Below are 15,021 nucleotides of genomic sequence, written 5' to 3'. Positions count from 1 at the left end.
TTTTGAGAATAATGGCGATTTCCATCATCCCAAAGGAAGTGTCCGTGAAACTGGATATGCGGCTAAATGGTTCCGGCCGCGATCCGCACACGTCAACGACAATCGATCAAGGTCATGAGGCATTCTCCTTGGGCTGATTCATCCAATTGCGGAAATTCAGCATGGTTCGGCATATTGAACCCTCAATATCCCGCAGAAGATGAACTTAAACTGAACCCCCTCAAAAGATTCGCAAATTCCTTTCGGGACGCATCGGCTCCGGAAGCGATTAAGGCCGATTGGCTGACCATAAGCGAGCTACCGCCTGAAACGGAGACACCGCAAAACCTACTCGTCGCCATCCCGCGACGACAAAGTCACGCTCATTTCGAGCCTGGGAAGCGCGACGCACCTGCGCGCAAGGGTTACTTGGCATTCTACATGCCGCCAAACGCCTGATTGCGCCCGGCCGCCTCCCGAAATCTCTCTCATCTTTGCGGGAAGCTTACTGTTTTCACGAGGCGTATACCATCGGGTCGGGCAAATTTTCTTTGTCCGGCAAAGTTCCGCCAGTCGTATGGAGAGGAATTGTCTGAAGTGGAAATGGAGGCTTGAAAAAGCAGCATACCAGAACGACGCGGCTCGACATCGCAGTCAGCCACGCTTGTCATCACTCTATATTATAGGAATGGTCTGCATCGTCGCAGATGGCGGTCACGCCGACCGCCTCGCGAACAGCGTGTTTAAACAACGATGCCGCAAACAATGGCCGCGACGAAAAGAAACGCCGCGGAAAACAGAACGACATGAATCGCCATCTGTATCTTGTGCCGCGTCTTCGCGGCGCGCTTGGAACCATCGAACTGATTCACATGCGTATTCGATATACCCAAATTCGCCATGTGTTGCCTCCGTTCGTTTTTTATTTATATCTCATGGGCCAAGCCCAAGGCGGATATTCATATATTTCCTATCAATTAGGTAGACATGAATTTCCGTCCAGAACTCCGTCTGAGAAAAATTAAACCACTGGACTGCTAGGGGCCCGAAAGATCGGCAAAGCCAAAATCAGCAGAGAATGCGGCGAGCCCAAATCAAACTGCGCTCTATGGCGCTTGCATCAGCGACCTGCTCTTCGGCAGGACCTGTCCGGCGGCGGCTGTTTTCTTCCGAAAGAGCGGCAGCCCCTACGCGTTCCTCTTTCGCCGGCACCGGCGGATGAAGATAGCCCATGGTCATGCCACCCATGAAAAACATGCCTGCCTCCACTTAACGTCTGACCCTTGATCGGGATCACGAAAGTTAACTGCCATTAACGAGATCATGACATAATTGCGGCGGGTGTCAATAGTCTATACGATTGGTCGTGTTTCGATGGGCCATTCGTTAACGAGCGCGCGGGGTCCGGAGACCGTCCGATCAGGCGCGGACGAAGCCCTTGCTGGCGATCATCAGATTGCGCGTATAGTCTTCCTTCACGTCGCCCGCCGCCAGGTCTTTTGCACTCAGCCGCTCGACAACGGCGCCGTTGCGCATGACAGCAAGGCGTTCGCACATATGCGTGACGACGCCGAGATCGTGGCTCACCATGACGAAGGTCAGATGGCGGTCCTTGCGTATCTGTTCGAGCAGATTGAGCACCTCGGCCTGCACCGAAGCATCCAGCGCCGACGTCGGCTCGTCGAGCAAAAGGATGGAGGGTTCGACGATCAGAGCGCGGGCAATGGCGACGCGCTGACGCTGGCCACCGGAGAGCTGGTGCGGATAGCGGAAGCGAAAGCCGGTTCCGAGACCCACTTCATCGAGCGCCCTCGCAATGCGCTTTTCGCCGTCGCCGATACCATGGATCACCAGCGGCTCCAGCAGCAGCCGATCGATCGTCTGGCGCGGATGCAGGGAGCCATAGGGGTCCTGGAACACCATCTGCACCTGGCGATAGAAAGCCTTGCTGCGTTTTGCTCCCTTCAGCTGCTCGGCGCCGATGCGGATCCTGCCATCGCTGACGGGCGCAAGGCCCGCGACAGCGCGCAGCAGCGTCGACTTGCCGGAACCGGATTCGCCGACCAGACCGAAGGATTCGCCCTTGTTCACCTCGACGCTGACGGCATCGAGAGCGTAGTAACCATCATAGACGACGCTGAGGCCGTCAACCGCGAGCGCCACCGTCATGCCGCCCACTCCGGCTTGCGATCGAGAACCGGCAATGGATGGCGGTTCTCGCCGATGACCGGCATGCAATTCAGCAGACCGCGCGTATAGGGATGCTGGGCGTTATTGAGCTCGGAAGCCTTGATTTCCTCCACGACCTTGCCTGCATACATGACGATCACCCGATCGCAGAAGGAGGAAACCAGCCGCAGGTCGTGTGACACGAAAATCAGTCCCATGCCGCGCTCCGACACCAGCTTGTCCATGATCCTGAGCACATCGAGCTGCACGGTGACATCGAGAGCGGATGTCGGCTCGTCGGCGATCAGAAGCTCAGGCCCGGCAATCAGCATCATCGCAATCATCACACGCTGGCCCATGCCGCCCGATACTTCATGCGGATGCAGGTCGTAGACGCGCTTGGGATCGCGGATCTGCACGGCCTCCAACATCGCCATGGCGCGGTCGCGCGCTTCTCCCCTGCCCACCTTCTCATGCGTGCGCAGCGTCTCGGTGATCTGCCGGCCGATGGGCATGACAGGATCGAGCGAATATTTCGGATCCTGCAGCACCATGGCGATGCGCTTGCCGCGCAAAGACCGCCGCTCCTTGGCCGAGACCGACAGCAGCTCGATACCGCTGAAATTCAGCGTGTCGGCGCTGACGAGAGCATGTGGCGGCGTCAGGCCCATGATAGCCCGACCCGTCTGCGACTTGCCGGAGCCGCTTTCGCCGACGATGCCGAGCCTTTCGCGGCCGAGCGTGAAGGACACGCCGCGCACCGCTTCGATGACGCCCGTGCGCGTCGGATAACGAACCCTCAGGTTTTCTACGGTCAACATCGTCGTCATTGGCCGCTCTCCTTCGGATCGAGCGCGTCGCGCAGACCGTCCCCGAGCAGGTTGAAGCCGAGGCTGACGATCAGGATCGCGATGCCGGGCATGGCCGCCACCCACCACTGGTCGAGATAGTATTTGAAGCCGTTTGCAATCATCACGCCCCATTCCGGCAGCGGCGGCTGCGCGCCAAGGCCGAGAAAGCCGAGACCGGCAGCGGTCAGGATGACGCCGGCCATATCGAGCGTCACACGCACGATCACCGAGGAGATGCACAGCGGCATGATGTGGCGGAAGATGATGCGCAGCGACGAGGCGCCCATGAGCTGAACGGCGGCGATATAGTCGGAATGCCGCACCGTCATCGTTTCCGCCCGCGCCAGACGCGCATAGGGCGGCCAGGAGGTAATGGCTATGGCGATGATGGCGTTCTCGATGCCCGCCCCGAGCGCGCCGGCAAAGGCGAGCGCCAGCACCAGCTTCGGGAAGGCGAGGAAGATGTCTGTGATGCGCATCAGCACGGTGTCGACCCAGCCGCCCAGGTAGCCGGAAACCATGCCGATGATGAGCCCGATCGGCGCCGATATGATCGCCACCAGCACGACGATATAGAGCGTCCACCGCGAACCGTAGATGAGGCGGGAAAGGATGTCGCGCCCGAGATCATCCGTGCCGAGAAGATAGCCCGGCGTGCCCGGCGGCTTCAGATAGGCATTGGTCAGATCGCCGATGACGGGCGAATGCGGCGCGATGACATCGGCAAGCGCTGCCACCAGCACGAGCGCGATGATGATCAGCAATCCGACAACGGCCAGGCGATTGGCGGAGAATTGCCGCCAGGTGACATAGGCACGCCCGAGCCTTGCCTGCCGGCGCGACTGCGGCCGGTCGGACAGCAGCCAGTCACGCCAGCCGAGGTGGGTGGTCTCAGCGGTCGCCGTCATTTACGTCGCGTCCTTGGGTCGAGGGTCCGATAGAGCAGATCGGAGAACAGGTTGATGCCGATGAAGACCGTGCCGACGACGATCGTGCCGCCGAGAACGGCGTTCATGTCGGCATTGCGCAGCGAACTGGTGATGTAGAAGCCGATACCCGGCCAGGAGAACACGATCTCCGTCAGCACCGACCCCTCCAGCAGCCCGGCATAGGACAGCGCGATCACCGTGATCAGCGGCACGGCGGCGCTGCGCAGGGCATGGCCCCAGATCACCCGCGTCTCCGAAAGACCCTTGGCGCGGGCAGCGACGATATATTCCTGGCCGAGCTCGTTCAGCATGAAGCTGCGCGTCATGCGACTGATATAGGCGAGCGAGAAATAGCCGAGCAATGACGCCGGCAGGATGATGTGGCGGAAGACATCCCAGAAGACGTCCCACTGCCCCTGCAGAGCGCTGTCGAGCAGATAGAAGCCGGTGATCGGCGTGAAGGTATATTCGTAGGCGATGTCGATGCGGCCGGGATAGGCCACCCAGTTCAGCTTCGCATAGAAGATGACCAGCGACACCATGGCCAGCCAGAAGACCGGCACGGAATAGCCGACGAGGCCGATGACGCGGACGATCTGGTCGATGAAACTGTTGCGGCGCACGGCGGCAAGCACGCCGAAGGGAACCCCGAAAATCGCACCGATGATCGTGCCGACGGTCGCGAGTTCCATCGTCGCCGGAAAAACGCGCTTGATGTCGTCCATGACCGGGTTGGTCGTCAGCACCGACGTGCCGAAATCGCCGGTGAGCGCGCTCACCAGGTAGTAGTAGAACTGCTGGTACAGCGGCTGATCGAGATGCATTTCGCGGCGCAGGCGATCAATCACCTGCGCAGGCGCATGATCGCCGGCGATCGCCAGCGCCGGATCGATCGGGATCACCCGTCCGATGAAGAAGGTGACGGCCAGAAGCCCGAGATAGGTCGTGACGGCCACGACGAGGAATCGCAGCAGACCCATGAAGAAAGGTGCGGCACGGCCCTTCTTGGGCCGCACCTGCATTTTCCGCTCGACAGTGCTCAAAGGACTAATCCTGCCGGATTATCACTTTGACACCGGCCAGACGAAGTTGGTGTCGAAGCTCGGACCGAGCTTGAAGTCCTTCACGTCCTTGCGATAGCCGGCAACTTCCGTCTGCTGGAACAGGATGACGAAGGGGCTGGCATCCAGGAACTTCTTCTGGATGTCCTGATACATGGCGGCACGCTTGGCGGCATCGCCCTCGAATAGCGCTGCCTTGGTTTCCTTCTCCAACTCAGGCGTCGTCCAGGTATTGCGCCAGGAGAGCGTCTTGTTCGAGCTGCCGTCAGAATTGTCGTCGTTGGTCGTGAAGGTATCGGCGTTGGAATGGGGATCCCAATAGTCGTTGCCCCAGTTGCCGAAATAGATGTCGTGATTGCGGGCGCGATATTTGGTCAGCTTCTGCTTGCCGTCGCCGGGGATGATCTCCACCTTGATGCCGGCCTGGCCGAGCGTCTGCTGGATCGATGTGGCGACACCGGTATCCGGCTCGATGCTGCGCACGTCCATGGTCACGGAGAAGCCGTTGGGCAAGCCGGCCTTGGCGAGCAGTTCCTTGGCCTTGGCGATATCGAGCTTGAACGGATTTTCATCCAGCGCACCGAGCAGGCCCTTCGGCTCGAAGGTCTGATGGATTTCGCCGATACCCTTGATCAGCGTCTTGCCAATGGCATCGTAATCGACAAGGTACTTGAACGCCTGCTGCACTTCCGGCTTGGCAAGGTTCGGGTTCTTCTGGTTGAGACTGATGTAGTAGATCGTGCCCTTCGGCGCGTTGGTGGAGGCAAGCTGGGCGTTCTTCTCGATGGCTGCGAGATCGGTCGGCGACAGGTTGCGGGCAACGTCGATATCGCCGTTCTCCAGCGCCAGACGCTGCGCCGAGCTTTCCTTCATGAAGCGGTAGATGACGCGGGCGAGCTTCGGCTTTTCGCCGTAGTAATTGTCGTTGCGCTCGAGGACGACCGCCTCGTTGGCGCGCCATTCACGCAGCTTGAACGGGCCGGAGCCGGCAAAACCGGTCTTTAGCCAGCCATTGCCGAAGTCGTTGTCGTATTTGCTGTCGGCCGACGGCGTCACCGGCTTGACGTGCTGCAGCACCAGCTTCTTGTCGACCACTTCGGCGACGGTCGCGGTCAGGCAGTTCAGCACGAAGCTCGGTGCGTAGGGCTTGTCGACGGTGAAGACGAAGGTATTCGGATCGGTGGCCTTGGCCTTTTCCGTCACATTGTCGCCGGTCAAGCCGAACTGGGTAAGAATGAAGGCCGGGCTCTTGTTGATCTTGACGACGCGCTCGAAGGACCATGCCACATCATCGGCGGTGATCGGATTGCCCGAGGCGAATTTCAGGCCGGGCTTCAGCTTGAACGTATAGGTCAGATGATCATCGGAAACCGACCAGCTCTCGGCAAGATCGCCCTGGATCTTGGAGGTGTCTTTGATATCGAGGCGAACGAGCAGGCTGTAGCTGTTGCCGGTGATTTCGGCAGCGGAAAGTTCATAGGCTTCCGCCGGGTCCATGCTCAGAATGTCGTCGAAGGAAAAACCTTCGACCAGCGTGTCCTTCGGCGTTGCGGCAAAAGCGCTCGGCACGGCCATTGTCAGAATAGAGAGAGCCACACCGGCCGTAAGGACGCGGAAGCTGCGGTTCATTCTGGTAATCATCATTGTTTTCGTTCCCTTCTTTGAGCTTTTATCAATATTGCGACGCGCGTGTTGCGCTGCCTTCCTTCCAAGCGGACGCCAGGATGCGAAGCCAGTTCTCCCTACACAGCTTTACAAGATCGGCTTCAGCATAACCAACGTTCCGAAGGGCGGCAATCAGCTTCTGGTTACCCGCCGCATCACTGATTTCCTCGGGAATCGTCGCGCCGTCGAAGTCCGATCCGAGGCCGACGCAATCGATACCGACGCGGCTGACCAGATGATCGACGTGGCGCACCATGGCTTCGATCGGCGTATTGGCATCAGAGCGGGCATCTTCGCGCAGCATGGCCGTCGCGTAGTTCAGGCCGACAATGCCGCGGCTTTCCTTGATTGCGCCGAGCTGCTTGTCGGTGAGATTGCGGGCAACGGGCGTCAGCGCATGCGCATTGGAGTGGCTGGCCACAAGCGGCTGATCCGAGGTCTTGGCCACATCCCAGAAGCCCTTCTCGGTGATATGGGCGAGATCGATGAGGATGCCCAGCCGGTTGCATTCGCGCACCAGCGCAAAACCCGCATCCGTCAGGCCCGGGCCGGTATCCGGAGAGCTCGGATAGGCAAAAGGCACACCGTGGGCGAAGACATTGTTGCGGCTCCAGACGGGGCCGAGCGAACGCAGCCCCGCCGCATAGAAGGTTTCGAGCGCGACGAGGTCGGCATCGATGGCTTCGCAGCCCTCCATATGCATCACGGCTGCGAAAATGCCCTTCTCCATGCAATCGCGAATTTCTCCGGTGGTACGGCAGAGCTTCCACGCGCCGGCGCGATCGAGCCGCAGCGCGATCGCCGCCATTTCCAGCGCGATATCGAGCGACGGCGCCCGCTCCAGGGGAGCAGCAAGCGGCGTTGCGTAATGACCGTTGCGATCGGGATCGGCGAAGACGAGGTCGCCTGATGGAATGTAGATGGCGCAGAGACCGCCGGCCAGACCGCCCGCTTTGGCACGCGGCGCATCGATATGACCGCTCGATATCCCATCCTTGAATTCGGCGATCGGGTCGGCGCCATCGCGCTCGTGATGCCAGAGTCTCAACAGAACGTCATTATGACCATCGAATACGGACTGCATTGTCTATCCTGGGTGAAGCTCATGGGGAGCAGATGGAAAGCGGCCAGAATAGAAAAGCTGGCGGGATTCGCCATACCCAAATGAAAAAAATTTGCATTTGCATGGAATGCCGGATGCAAATGAAAAAGGCGGGGCAAAACCCCGCCTCGGATCATCGATCCTGTTTCAGGCGTTTCAGCGTTTCGCCCGCTTCTTCTGGCGGTAGACGTCGATGGCGACGGCGGCGATGATGATGACGCCCTTGGCGATTTCCTGGTAGTACGCGTCGACGTTCAGGAAGGTGAAGCCGGAAATCATCACGCCGAGGATGACCGTGCCGATCACCGTGCCGGCGATGCGCCCGACGCCGCCGGTGAGCGAGGTACCGCCGATGACGGCGGCTGCGATCGCGTCCAATTCATAGGTCACACCCATGCCGGCCTGCGCCGTCTGGACGCGGGCGGCGGTGATGATGCCGGCAAGCCCGGCCAGAAGCCCCGCAATTGCATAGACCTTGACCAGATGCCCCTCGACATTGATGCCCGACACGCGCGCTGCCTGCATGTTGGCGCCGATCGCATAGGTGAACTTGCCGTAGCGGGTGTAGCGCAGCACGACATGGAACGCGACCGCGATGATCAGGAAAACGATGACGGGCCAGATTCCGGAACCGATGAAATTGAACTGCTCGGTGAGGCCGGAGATCGGCTGTCCCTTGGTGTAGAGCTTCGACAGGCCGCGCGCCGAGACCATCATGCCGAGCGTGGCGATGAAAGGCGGAATTTTCGTCCGGGTGATGAGCTGACCGTTGATATAGCCGGCAAGCAGGCCGATCAAAAGCCCGACGCCGATCGGAACGAAGAAGGGCATGTCAGTCAGCGCCGGATAGACGGCCCGCGCCCAGGTGGAGGACTGGGCAAAACTCGCAGCGATCATGGCGGTCAGGCCGACGACGGAGCCCGACGACAGATCAATCCCGCCGGTTATGATGACCTGCGTCACGCCGATGGAGATGATGCCGATGACGGAGACCTGCAGGATCATGATCTTCAGGCGCTGCACGTTCATCAGGAAGCTCTGCCCGACGAAGATCCAGCCAAGGATTTCGCAGACGAGTGCAATGCCGATCAGCACGAGGAAGATGCCGAGTTCGGGCGGAACACGGCGACGTCTCGGACGCGTCAATGCCGGTGCGGCCGCCTCTGCAACTTTGCTAACCATGGTTCAATCCTCCCTTGCGATGATTGACGGCGTCACTGCGCCGCCAGCTCCATCACCTTCACTTGAGTTGCTTCCGCTCGATCCAGGAATCCGGTGACCCGTCCCTCATGCATCACCATGATGCGGTCGCTCATGCCGAGCACCTCGGGCATTTCCGACGAGATCATGACGACGGCGACGCCGTCGCGTGCCATTTCGGTGACCAGGCGATGGATTTCCGCCTTGGCGCCGACATCGATGCCGCGCGTCGGCTCGTCCAGGATCAAAATGCGGGGTTTGGTAAGCAGCCACCGGCCGATCAGCGCCTTCTGCTGATTGCCGCCGGAAAGATTTTCGATCCGCTCATCAAGGTTCGGCGTCTTGACGCGCAGCTTGCGCGCCATCTCCTCGCAGGCCTGCTCCACAGAGCCCTCCTGCACGAAGCCGCCACGCACGAACTTGTCGTGCAGCACGGCGACCTGCATGTTTTCGAGCACGCTGAGGATCAGCAGACAGCCGGTGTCCTTGCGGTCTTCGGTCAGAAACGCCATGCCGTGACGGATCGCCGCCGCCGGCGAGGAAATCTCGACCTTCTTGCCGAAAAGCTCGATCGTGCCTGACGATGCCGGCGTCACGCCGAAGATCGTCTCGGCGACATTCGATCGCCCGGAGCCGACCAGTCCGGCAACACCGAGGATTTCGCCGGCCCTGACATCGAAGGAGACATTCGAGAAGACGCCGTCGAGGCTCAAATCCTTGACCGAAAGGACGGTTTCGCCGATCGGCACCTCCTCTTTCGGGAACATCTGCGTGATCTCGCGACCGACCATCATACGGATGATGTCGTCGCGGGTGACATCGGTGGACGCATGCGTGCCGATATACTTCCCGTCGCGGAAGACCGAGAATTCGTCGGCGATCTCGAACAGCTCGTTCATCTTGTGGGTGATGTAGACGATACCGATGCCCTGTTCGCGCAGGCCGCGGATAATCTCGAACAGATGCGCCACCTCGCGCTCGGTCAGCGCTGAGGTCGGCTCGTCCATGATCAGCACGTCGGAATCGTAGGAGACCGCCTTGGCGATTTCGACCATCTGCCGGCTGGCAACCGAAAGCTCGCTGACCTGGATTTCGGGATCGATCGAAATGTTGAGGCGGCGGAAAAGCTCTTCGGTCTTGCGGCTCATCTCGGCGTGATCGACGAAACCGAAGCGGTTCTTCGGCTCGCGCCGGATCCAGATATTCTCGGCAACAGTCATGAACGGCATCAGGTTGAGCTCCTGATGGATCATCGCAATGCCGTTTTCCAGCGCATCCAGCGGCGATTTCAGCCGAATCTCGACGCCCTTGAGGCGCACTTCGCCCTGGTCTGGAATATAGATGCCGGCAAGGATCTTCATCAGCGTCGACTTGCCGGCGCCGTTTTCGCCCATCAGCGCATGCACAGTGCCGCGCTTCAGACGGAAGGAAACATCGTCGAGGGCCAGGACGCCCGGAAATTCCTTGCGGATGCCTTCTGCGCTGAGCAGGTAGGCGGCGTTGGGGACGGCGCCGCTGGCGCGTACCGCAGCCATGGTGGATGGGCTGACAGCCATTTTTTCCTCCCGGGCAGCTCGGATTTGTGAGGATGCGGGCTCAAACGCCCGCATCCGTCGATCATCGCACCGTCAGTTCTTCTTGACGAAGTCCTTGACGTTTGCCGGCGTCACGAGTTGGAAGGGAATGTAAACCTTCTTCTCGATCTTATCACCCTTGGCGAGCTTCAGCGCGGCATCCACGGCGCCCTTGCCCTGACCGGCGGCATCCTGGAATACCGTGACCTTCAGGTCGCCGGCCTGCATCGCAGCCAAGGCATCCTGCGTCGCGTCGACACCGGCGACGACGATCTTGTCGAGCGATTTGCCGGAAGCCTTCAGCGCCTGGATGGCGCCGATCGCCATTTCGTCGTTGTTGGAGATAACGGCATCGAATTCGATGCCGCTGGAAAGCCAGTTGGTCATCAGGTCGGCGCCCTGGGTACGCTGCCAGTTGGCAGTCTGCTCCTGGACGATGGTAATGCCCTTGCACTGGTCGGTGGCGATAACGTCATGCACGTCCTTCGTGCGCATGCGAGCAGCCTGGTTGGACAGCTCACCCATCATGACGACAGCCTTGCCCTTGCCGCCGAGAAGCCGGCAAACTTCCTTGGCTTCCAACGTGCCGGATTCCTGCTCGTTGGATGCGACGAAGGCCTGCTTGTCCGGAAGGCTGTCGACGTTCGCCGGCTCGCGGTTGACGTAGATCAGCGGGATCCTGGCATCGGCAGCCAGTTTGGAGATGGCAGCCGTCGCGTCGGTATCGACCGGGTTGACGATGATGGCATCGACCTTACTGGCGATGAAGTTCTGAATCTGGCTCTGCTGCTTGGCGATGTCGTTCTGAGCGTCTTCGACCTGCAGGTTCACGCCCTTCAAGGTCTTGGCGTAGTCCTGCATGCCGTTGCGCAGGACGGTCAGGAAGTTGTCGTCGAACAGCGCCATCGAGACGCCGATGGTTTCGGCATGGGCCGCAGTCGACAGCATAAGTGCCATCGCCGAGCCAAGGATGAATTTCTTCATGTTTTTCCTCCCAGATACGGTGCCCGGCCGCACCCCTCCTAAATGCCGGAGCCCCCGGTTTCGACCGCAGGACCTACAATCAATTCGGCCGTCACTCCCATGGCGGCCACATTGAAAACGGAACAAACAAACCGTAAAATTCTCTATGCGGAATATTCATTCCATTTTTCAACACAAAGGTCAACACTATTTTCTGACCGCATCGCAGAAGCCGGCCATGACGGATTTCTCAGGGCGGATACTGCAAGAATCGACGATCGAACCTACATACGGGCACCCCCCAGGTGGAACCGACGTTCCATCGCCATATGAACGGGGTAGAATGCCATTGATACCGGCCGCCCGGCCGGCCATAACGGAGAACAAGCATGCCTTCGATGTACAGTTTCTCGGTCCCCGTCTTTCAGCGCGGCCTGCAAAATCTTTCTGCCTATCTCGACAGGATCGAAGCCTATGCCGCTGAAAAAGGCATAGAGCCTAATGAACTCATCGCGGCGCGTCTGTTTGACGACATGCTGCCGCTTTCCGGTCAGTTCCAGCGCGCTTCCGATACCGCAAAGCTCACCATATCCCGGCTCGCCGGCATCGATGCTCCGCGCTTCGAGGACAACGAGACGACCGTCGCCGACCTGCGCGAGCGCCTGAAGAAAACGCAGGATTTCCTCGCGACGGTGACGCCGGAGGCTATGGAAGGCAGTGCCGAGCGGGAAGTCACCATCTCGCCGGGAGGCAACAAGACGGTCTTCAAGGGCGAGGATTATCTTGCAAAGTTCGCGCTGCCGAACTTCTTCTTCCACATCACCACGGCACACGGCATATTGCGCAGCCGTGGCCTGCCCGTCGGCAAGATGACCTATCTCGGACCGTTTGCCTGATAGCCTGCCATTGAATCTCGATCAGGGCCGGCGCGAAACCGGCCCTTCTTCCGTCAGCTCCGTATAGGCAAGCGTCTGGTCCAGGTGCTGTGCCCGCAGGGACAGGAGCTTTTCGGCATAGGCAAGCCGGGTTGCCGCGTAGGCTCCATCAGCAGCGACATTGGAAAGCTCCATCGGGTCCTTCGCCAGATCGAACAGCAGTGGCGGCAGGCCGCCGAAATGGACGTATTTGAAGCGCTCGTCCCGGATGACGGCGAGGTTGCAGGCATTGGATTTCAGGCCGAAATGCCGCTCAGGCTCGCCATTGGCGATATCGCGGAAATCGAACTCCCAGAATGCCGCCTCGCGCCAACCCTCCGGCACCGCGCCCGCGAGAAAAGGCAACAGCGTCTCACCATCGACATGGTTTCGAGGCTCGATACCGAGCCGGTCGCACAGGCTCGGGAAGATATCCGCCGCGCTGGTGAAATGCTCCACTTCCCGACCGTGGGCAACGGGCCGGCCCGGATCGCGAATAACAAGCGGGACATGATAGCTGCCGTCGAAAAAGCCGCCCTTGCCGAGCATCCAGTGATCGCCCATCATTTCGGCATGGTCCGATGTGAAGATGATCAAGGTGTCATCCCAGGCATCGGCATCCCTGAGCGCCTGCCAGATCCGCCCGAGCTGCGCGTCGACCTCGGCAATCATGCCGTAATAGATGGCGCGGATCGCCGACAGATCCTGCGACGTCCAGTCGGCGATGGGACCTTCGCCGCCGTAGATGAAACCGCTCTTGTCGATCAGCGGCAGGGCGAAGGCAAGAAGCGGATGCGCTGCCTGCTCCGCCTCGCGGTTGGCGGCGCGCGCAAAAGTCGGGCCATCACTCGCCGAGAACATGCGATTATAGGGTTCCGGCACCGAGAACGGCGGATGGGGCCTCAGAAAGGAAACATGCGCGAACCAGGGCGCATCCTGCTCGCCGAACCAACGGATGAATTCACCGGCGAGGAAAGCCGTCTGCGTCTCGTCCCTGGAATAGGTGGGCGCATTGCTTGAAATCTCGCCGGGCTTCGCGCCGACGGGAATATGGATTTCGCGGCTGACGGCATCGGCATGGCCGCGCGAACGCAGCCAGGATAGCCACTGCTTTTCATGCTCGGGCAGAAGCTGCCGCGCCGTGAAGCCCGGCAGCACGCCCTCATAGGTCGTCAGATGCGGATCGTGAGGATCCCTGCTGCGCGGATCGGGCGCGGTATCCGTGTAGCCGAACAGCGTCGGATCGTAGCCGGCCCGGCGCGCTGCAAGCGCCAGATTGTCGAAACGGGCATCCAGCGGCGACCCGTTGCGGCAAACGCGATGGTTCATCTGATAGAGGCCGGTATAGAGCGTCGCCCGCGCCGGCGAGCAGGGCGCGGCCCCCGCAAAATGCCGGCGGAACAGCACGCCCTCCCGCGCCAGCGCATCGACATTCGGCGTCCTGACGCAATCGTGCCCAACCGCGGAAAGGCAATCGCCCCGCCACTGATCAGCCGAAATCAACAGCACGTTTGGGCGCTTGCCCCCAATACCATTCAGAGAGGAACGCTGCTCAGTGCTGGTTCGACTTGGCATGCCAATTCCAGGCGGATTCGACGATCTCAGTCAGATCATATTTCGGCGACCAGCCGAGAACGTCGCGGGCCTTGTCGTTATTGGCGACCAAGGTCGTCGAATCGCCCTCGCGACGACCGACATATTCGACCGGGAACGGCCGATCCGACACGGTCTCGATCGTTCCCAGCAATTCCTTCACCGTCGTGCCGGTGCCGGTGCCGAGATTGAGCGCGACGGATTCGCCGCCGCGCAGCAGATATTCCACCGCCCGGACATGCGCGTCGGCGAGGTCGAGCACATGGATGTAATCGCGCACACAGGTCCCATCGCGGGTGTCATAATCGCTGCCGAACACCTTGAAGCCCTGGCGGCGACCGAGCGCGGCTTCGATGGCGAGCGGAATGGCATGCGTTTCCGGCGTGTGCCACTCGCCGATGCGCCCCTCGAAATCGGCGCCGGCGGCGTTGAAATAGCGCAGCACCACGGAGCGCAGCCCCTTGTACTGATCATAATCGGCAAGCGCCTGCTCGACGATATATTTCGTGCGGCCGTAGGGATTGATCGGCACCTGCCGATGGCTTTCGTCGAGCGGCACGCTCTGCGGCAGGCCATAGGTCGCGCAGGTGGAGGAAAAGACGAAGGCCCCGACACCGGCCGCCTGCGCCGCCGAAAGCAGGGTCAACGTGCCGATAACGTTGTTTTCATAGAAGGAAACGGGATCCTTGACCGACTCGCCCACTTCGATCAGCGCGGCGAAATGCAGGATGGCGGCTGGCTTGTGTTTGGCAAGCACCTCGTCGAGGCGCGCGCGATCGCGGATATCCCCCTCCTCGGCCGGACCCCATTTGACGAATTCACGATGGCCGTTGGAGAAATTGTCATAAACGACTGGCTGAAATCCCTTGTTCGCAAGATCCAGACATGTATGCGAACCGATATAGCCGGCTCCGCCTACCACAAGCACCGTTTCTCCTGCCATAATCACCTCTTCTCAACCTTCAACGACATCTAGCCCAAGCGCGGGGGACCGTATTCGATCCGACGCGTAGAGTTAGAG

Annotated in this window: 14 protein-coding genes; 2 read left to right on the top strand and 12 right to left on the bottom strand. The window is 60.3% G+C overall.

Annotation, left to right across the window (positions count from 1 at the left end; genetic code table 11):
* Positions 1-686: 686 nt before the first annotated feature.
* Positions 687-1,004 carry a hypothetical protein gene (locus FHT29_RS14345; protein WP_162731006.1) on the top strand — a complete coding sequence of 106 codons (318 nt, stop codon included), beginning with the start codon at positions 687-689 and terminating at the stop codon, positions 1,002-1,004.
* 43 nt (positions 1,005-1,047) lie between these two features.
* On the opposite strand, the gene FHT29_RS14340 is transcribed toward FHT29_RS14345, so the two are convergent.
* The 10 genes from FHT29_RS14340 to FHT29_RS14295 all read right to left on the bottom strand — a co-directional run bounded on the left by FHT29_RS14340 (position 1,048) and on the right by FHT29_RS14295 (position 11,514).
* Positions 1,048-1,236: a hypothetical protein gene (locus FHT29_RS14340; protein WP_037195806.1), complete on the bottom strand. Its 189-nt coding sequence runs from the start codon at positions 1,234-1,236 to the stop codon at positions 1,048-1,050.
* Between the two features lie 162 nt (positions 1,237-1,398).
* Positions 1,399-2,148, bottom strand: coding sequence for an ABC transporter ATP-binding protein (locus tag FHT29_RS14335; RefSeq protein ID WP_168599784.1), 750 nt, complete (start codon positions 2,146-2,148; stop codon positions 1,399-1,401).
* Positions 2,145-2,978, bottom strand: a complete 834-nt coding sequence (locus tag FHT29_RS14330) for an ABC transporter ATP-binding protein (protein ID WP_037195802.1) — start codon at positions 2,976-2,978, stop codon at positions 2,145-2,147. The genes FHT29_RS14335 and FHT29_RS14330 overlap by 4 nt, the downstream gene beginning before the upstream one ends.
* On the bottom strand, positions 2,975-3,907 hold the full coding sequence (locus tag FHT29_RS14325; protein WP_047554311.1) for an ABC transporter permease: 933 nt from the start codon (positions 3,905-3,907) through the stop codon (positions 2,975-2,977). The genes FHT29_RS14330 and FHT29_RS14325 overlap by 4 nt, the downstream gene beginning before the upstream one ends.
* Complete coding sequence (locus tag FHT29_RS14320; protein WP_047554313.1) at positions 3,904-4,971, bottom strand: ABC transporter permease; 1,068 nt, start codon at positions 4,969-4,971, stop codon at positions 3,904-3,906. The genes FHT29_RS14325 and FHT29_RS14320 overlap by 4 nt, the downstream gene beginning before the upstream one ends.
* Before the next feature lie 21 nt (positions 4,972-4,992).
* A complete protein-coding gene (locus tag FHT29_RS14315; RefSeq protein ID WP_047554315.1) occupies positions 4,993-6,633 on the bottom strand; it encodes an ABC transporter substrate-binding protein in 1,641 nt (546 codons plus the stop codon).
* A gap of 28 nt (positions 6,634-6,661) precedes the next feature.
* A complete protein-coding gene (locus tag FHT29_RS14310) occupies positions 6,662-7,738 on the bottom strand; it encodes a dipeptidase (protein WP_037195794.1) in 1,077 nt (358 codons plus the stop codon).
* A gap of 174 nt (positions 7,739-7,912) precedes the next feature.
* A complete protein-coding gene (locus tag FHT29_RS14305) occupies positions 7,913-8,938 on the bottom strand; it encodes an ABC transporter permease (protein ID WP_037195791.1) in 1,026 nt (341 codons plus the stop codon).
* 32 nt (positions 8,939-8,970) lie between these two features.
* A complete protein-coding gene (locus FHT29_RS14300) occupies positions 8,971-10,512 on the bottom strand; it encodes a sugar ABC transporter ATP-binding protein (RefSeq protein ID WP_037195788.1) in 1,542 nt (513 codons plus the stop codon).
* A gap of 72 nt (positions 10,513-10,584) precedes the next feature.
* Positions 10,585-11,514 carry a sugar ABC transporter substrate-binding protein gene (locus tag FHT29_RS14295; RefSeq protein ID WP_047554317.1) on the bottom strand — a complete coding sequence of 310 codons (930 nt, stop codon included), beginning with the start codon at positions 11,512-11,514 and terminating at the stop codon, positions 10,585-10,587.
* Positions 11,515-11,882: 368 nt separating this feature from the next.
* On the opposite strand from FHT29_RS14295, the gene FHT29_RS14290 reads away from it, so the two are divergent.
* Positions 11,883-12,389, top strand: coding sequence for a DUF1993 domain-containing protein (locus tag FHT29_RS14290; protein WP_037195786.1), 507 nt, complete (start codon positions 11,883-11,885; stop codon positions 12,387-12,389).
* Between the two features lie 21 nt (positions 12,390-12,410).
* Here the strand turns inward: FHT29_RS14290 and FHT29_RS14285 are convergent, their stop codons facing one another.
* Both FHT29_RS14285 and galE read right to left on the bottom strand, forming a co-directional pair.
* The gene (locus tag FHT29_RS14285) at positions 12,411-13,982 is read right to left on the bottom strand and encodes an alkaline phosphatase family protein (RefSeq protein ID WP_047554319.1); all 1,572 of its coding nucleotides are present in this window, start codon (positions 13,980-13,982) and stop codon (positions 12,411-12,413) included.
* Positions 13,960-14,943, bottom strand: coding sequence for a UDP-glucose 4-epimerase GalE (gene galE, locus FHT29_RS14280; RefSeq protein WP_037195784.1), 984 nt, complete (start codon positions 14,941-14,943; stop codon positions 13,960-13,962). Before galE ends, FHT29_RS14285 begins: the two co-directional genes overlap by 23 nt.
* Positions 14,944-15,021 lie beyond the last annotated feature (78 nt).

Source organism: Rhizobium sp. SG741, from assembly GCF_012275435.1.
GTDB classification, from domain to species: Bacteria; Pseudomonadota; Alphaproteobacteria; order Rhizobiales; family Rhizobiaceae; genus Rhizobium; species Rhizobium lusitanum.
The sequence above is the reverse complement of the archived record's forward strand: the minus strand, read 5'-3'. Positions and strand labels throughout refer to the sequence as shown.

Coding starts and splice junctions, on each gene's coding strand:
- FHT29_RS14345 (WP_162731006.1), top strand. CDS start 687: ATGGCGGTCACGCCGACCGCCTCGCGAACAGCGTGTTTAAACAACGAT.
- FHT29_RS14340 (WP_037195806.1), bottom strand. CDS start 1,236: ATGTTTTTCATGGGTGGCATGACCATGGGCTATCTTCATCCGCCGGTG.
- FHT29_RS14335 (WP_168599784.1), bottom strand. CDS start 2,148: ATGACGGTGGCGCTCGCGGTTGACGGCCTCAGCGTCGTCTATGATGGT.
- FHT29_RS14330 (WP_037195802.1), bottom strand. CDS start 2,978: ATGACGACGATGTTGACCGTAGAAAACCTGAGGGTTCGTTATCCGACG.
- FHT29_RS14325 (WP_047554311.1), bottom strand. CDS start 3,907: ATGACGGCGACCGCTGAGACCACCCACCTCGGCTGGCGTGACTGGCTG.
- FHT29_RS14315 (WP_047554315.1), bottom strand. CDS start 6,633: ATGATGATTACCAGAATGAACCGCAGCTTCCGCGTCCTTACGGCCGGT.
- FHT29_RS14310 (WP_037195794.1), bottom strand. CDS start 7,738: ATGCAGTCCGTATTCGATGGTCATAATGACGTTCTGTTGAGACTCTGG.
- FHT29_RS14305 (WP_037195791.1), bottom strand. CDS start 8,938: ATGGTTAGCAAAGTTGCAGAGGCGGCCGCACCGGCATTGACGCGTCCG.
- FHT29_RS14300 (WP_037195788.1), bottom strand. CDS start 10,512: ATGGCTGTCAGCCCATCCACCATGGCTGCGGTACGCGCCAGCGGCGCC.
- FHT29_RS14295 (WP_047554317.1), bottom strand. CDS start 11,514: ATGAAGAAATTCATCCTTGGCTCGGCGATGGCACTTATGCTGTCGACT.
- FHT29_RS14290 (WP_037195786.1), top strand. CDS start 11,883: ATGCCTTCGATGTACAGTTTCTCGGTCCCCGTCTTTCAGCGCGGCCTG.
- FHT29_RS14285 (WP_047554319.1), bottom strand. CDS start 13,982: ATGCCAAGTCGAACCAGCACTGAGCAGCGTTCCTCTCTGAATGGTATT.
- galE (WP_037195784.1), bottom strand. CDS start 14,943: ATGGCAGGAGAAACGGTGCTTGTGGTAGGCGGAGCCGGCTATATCGGT.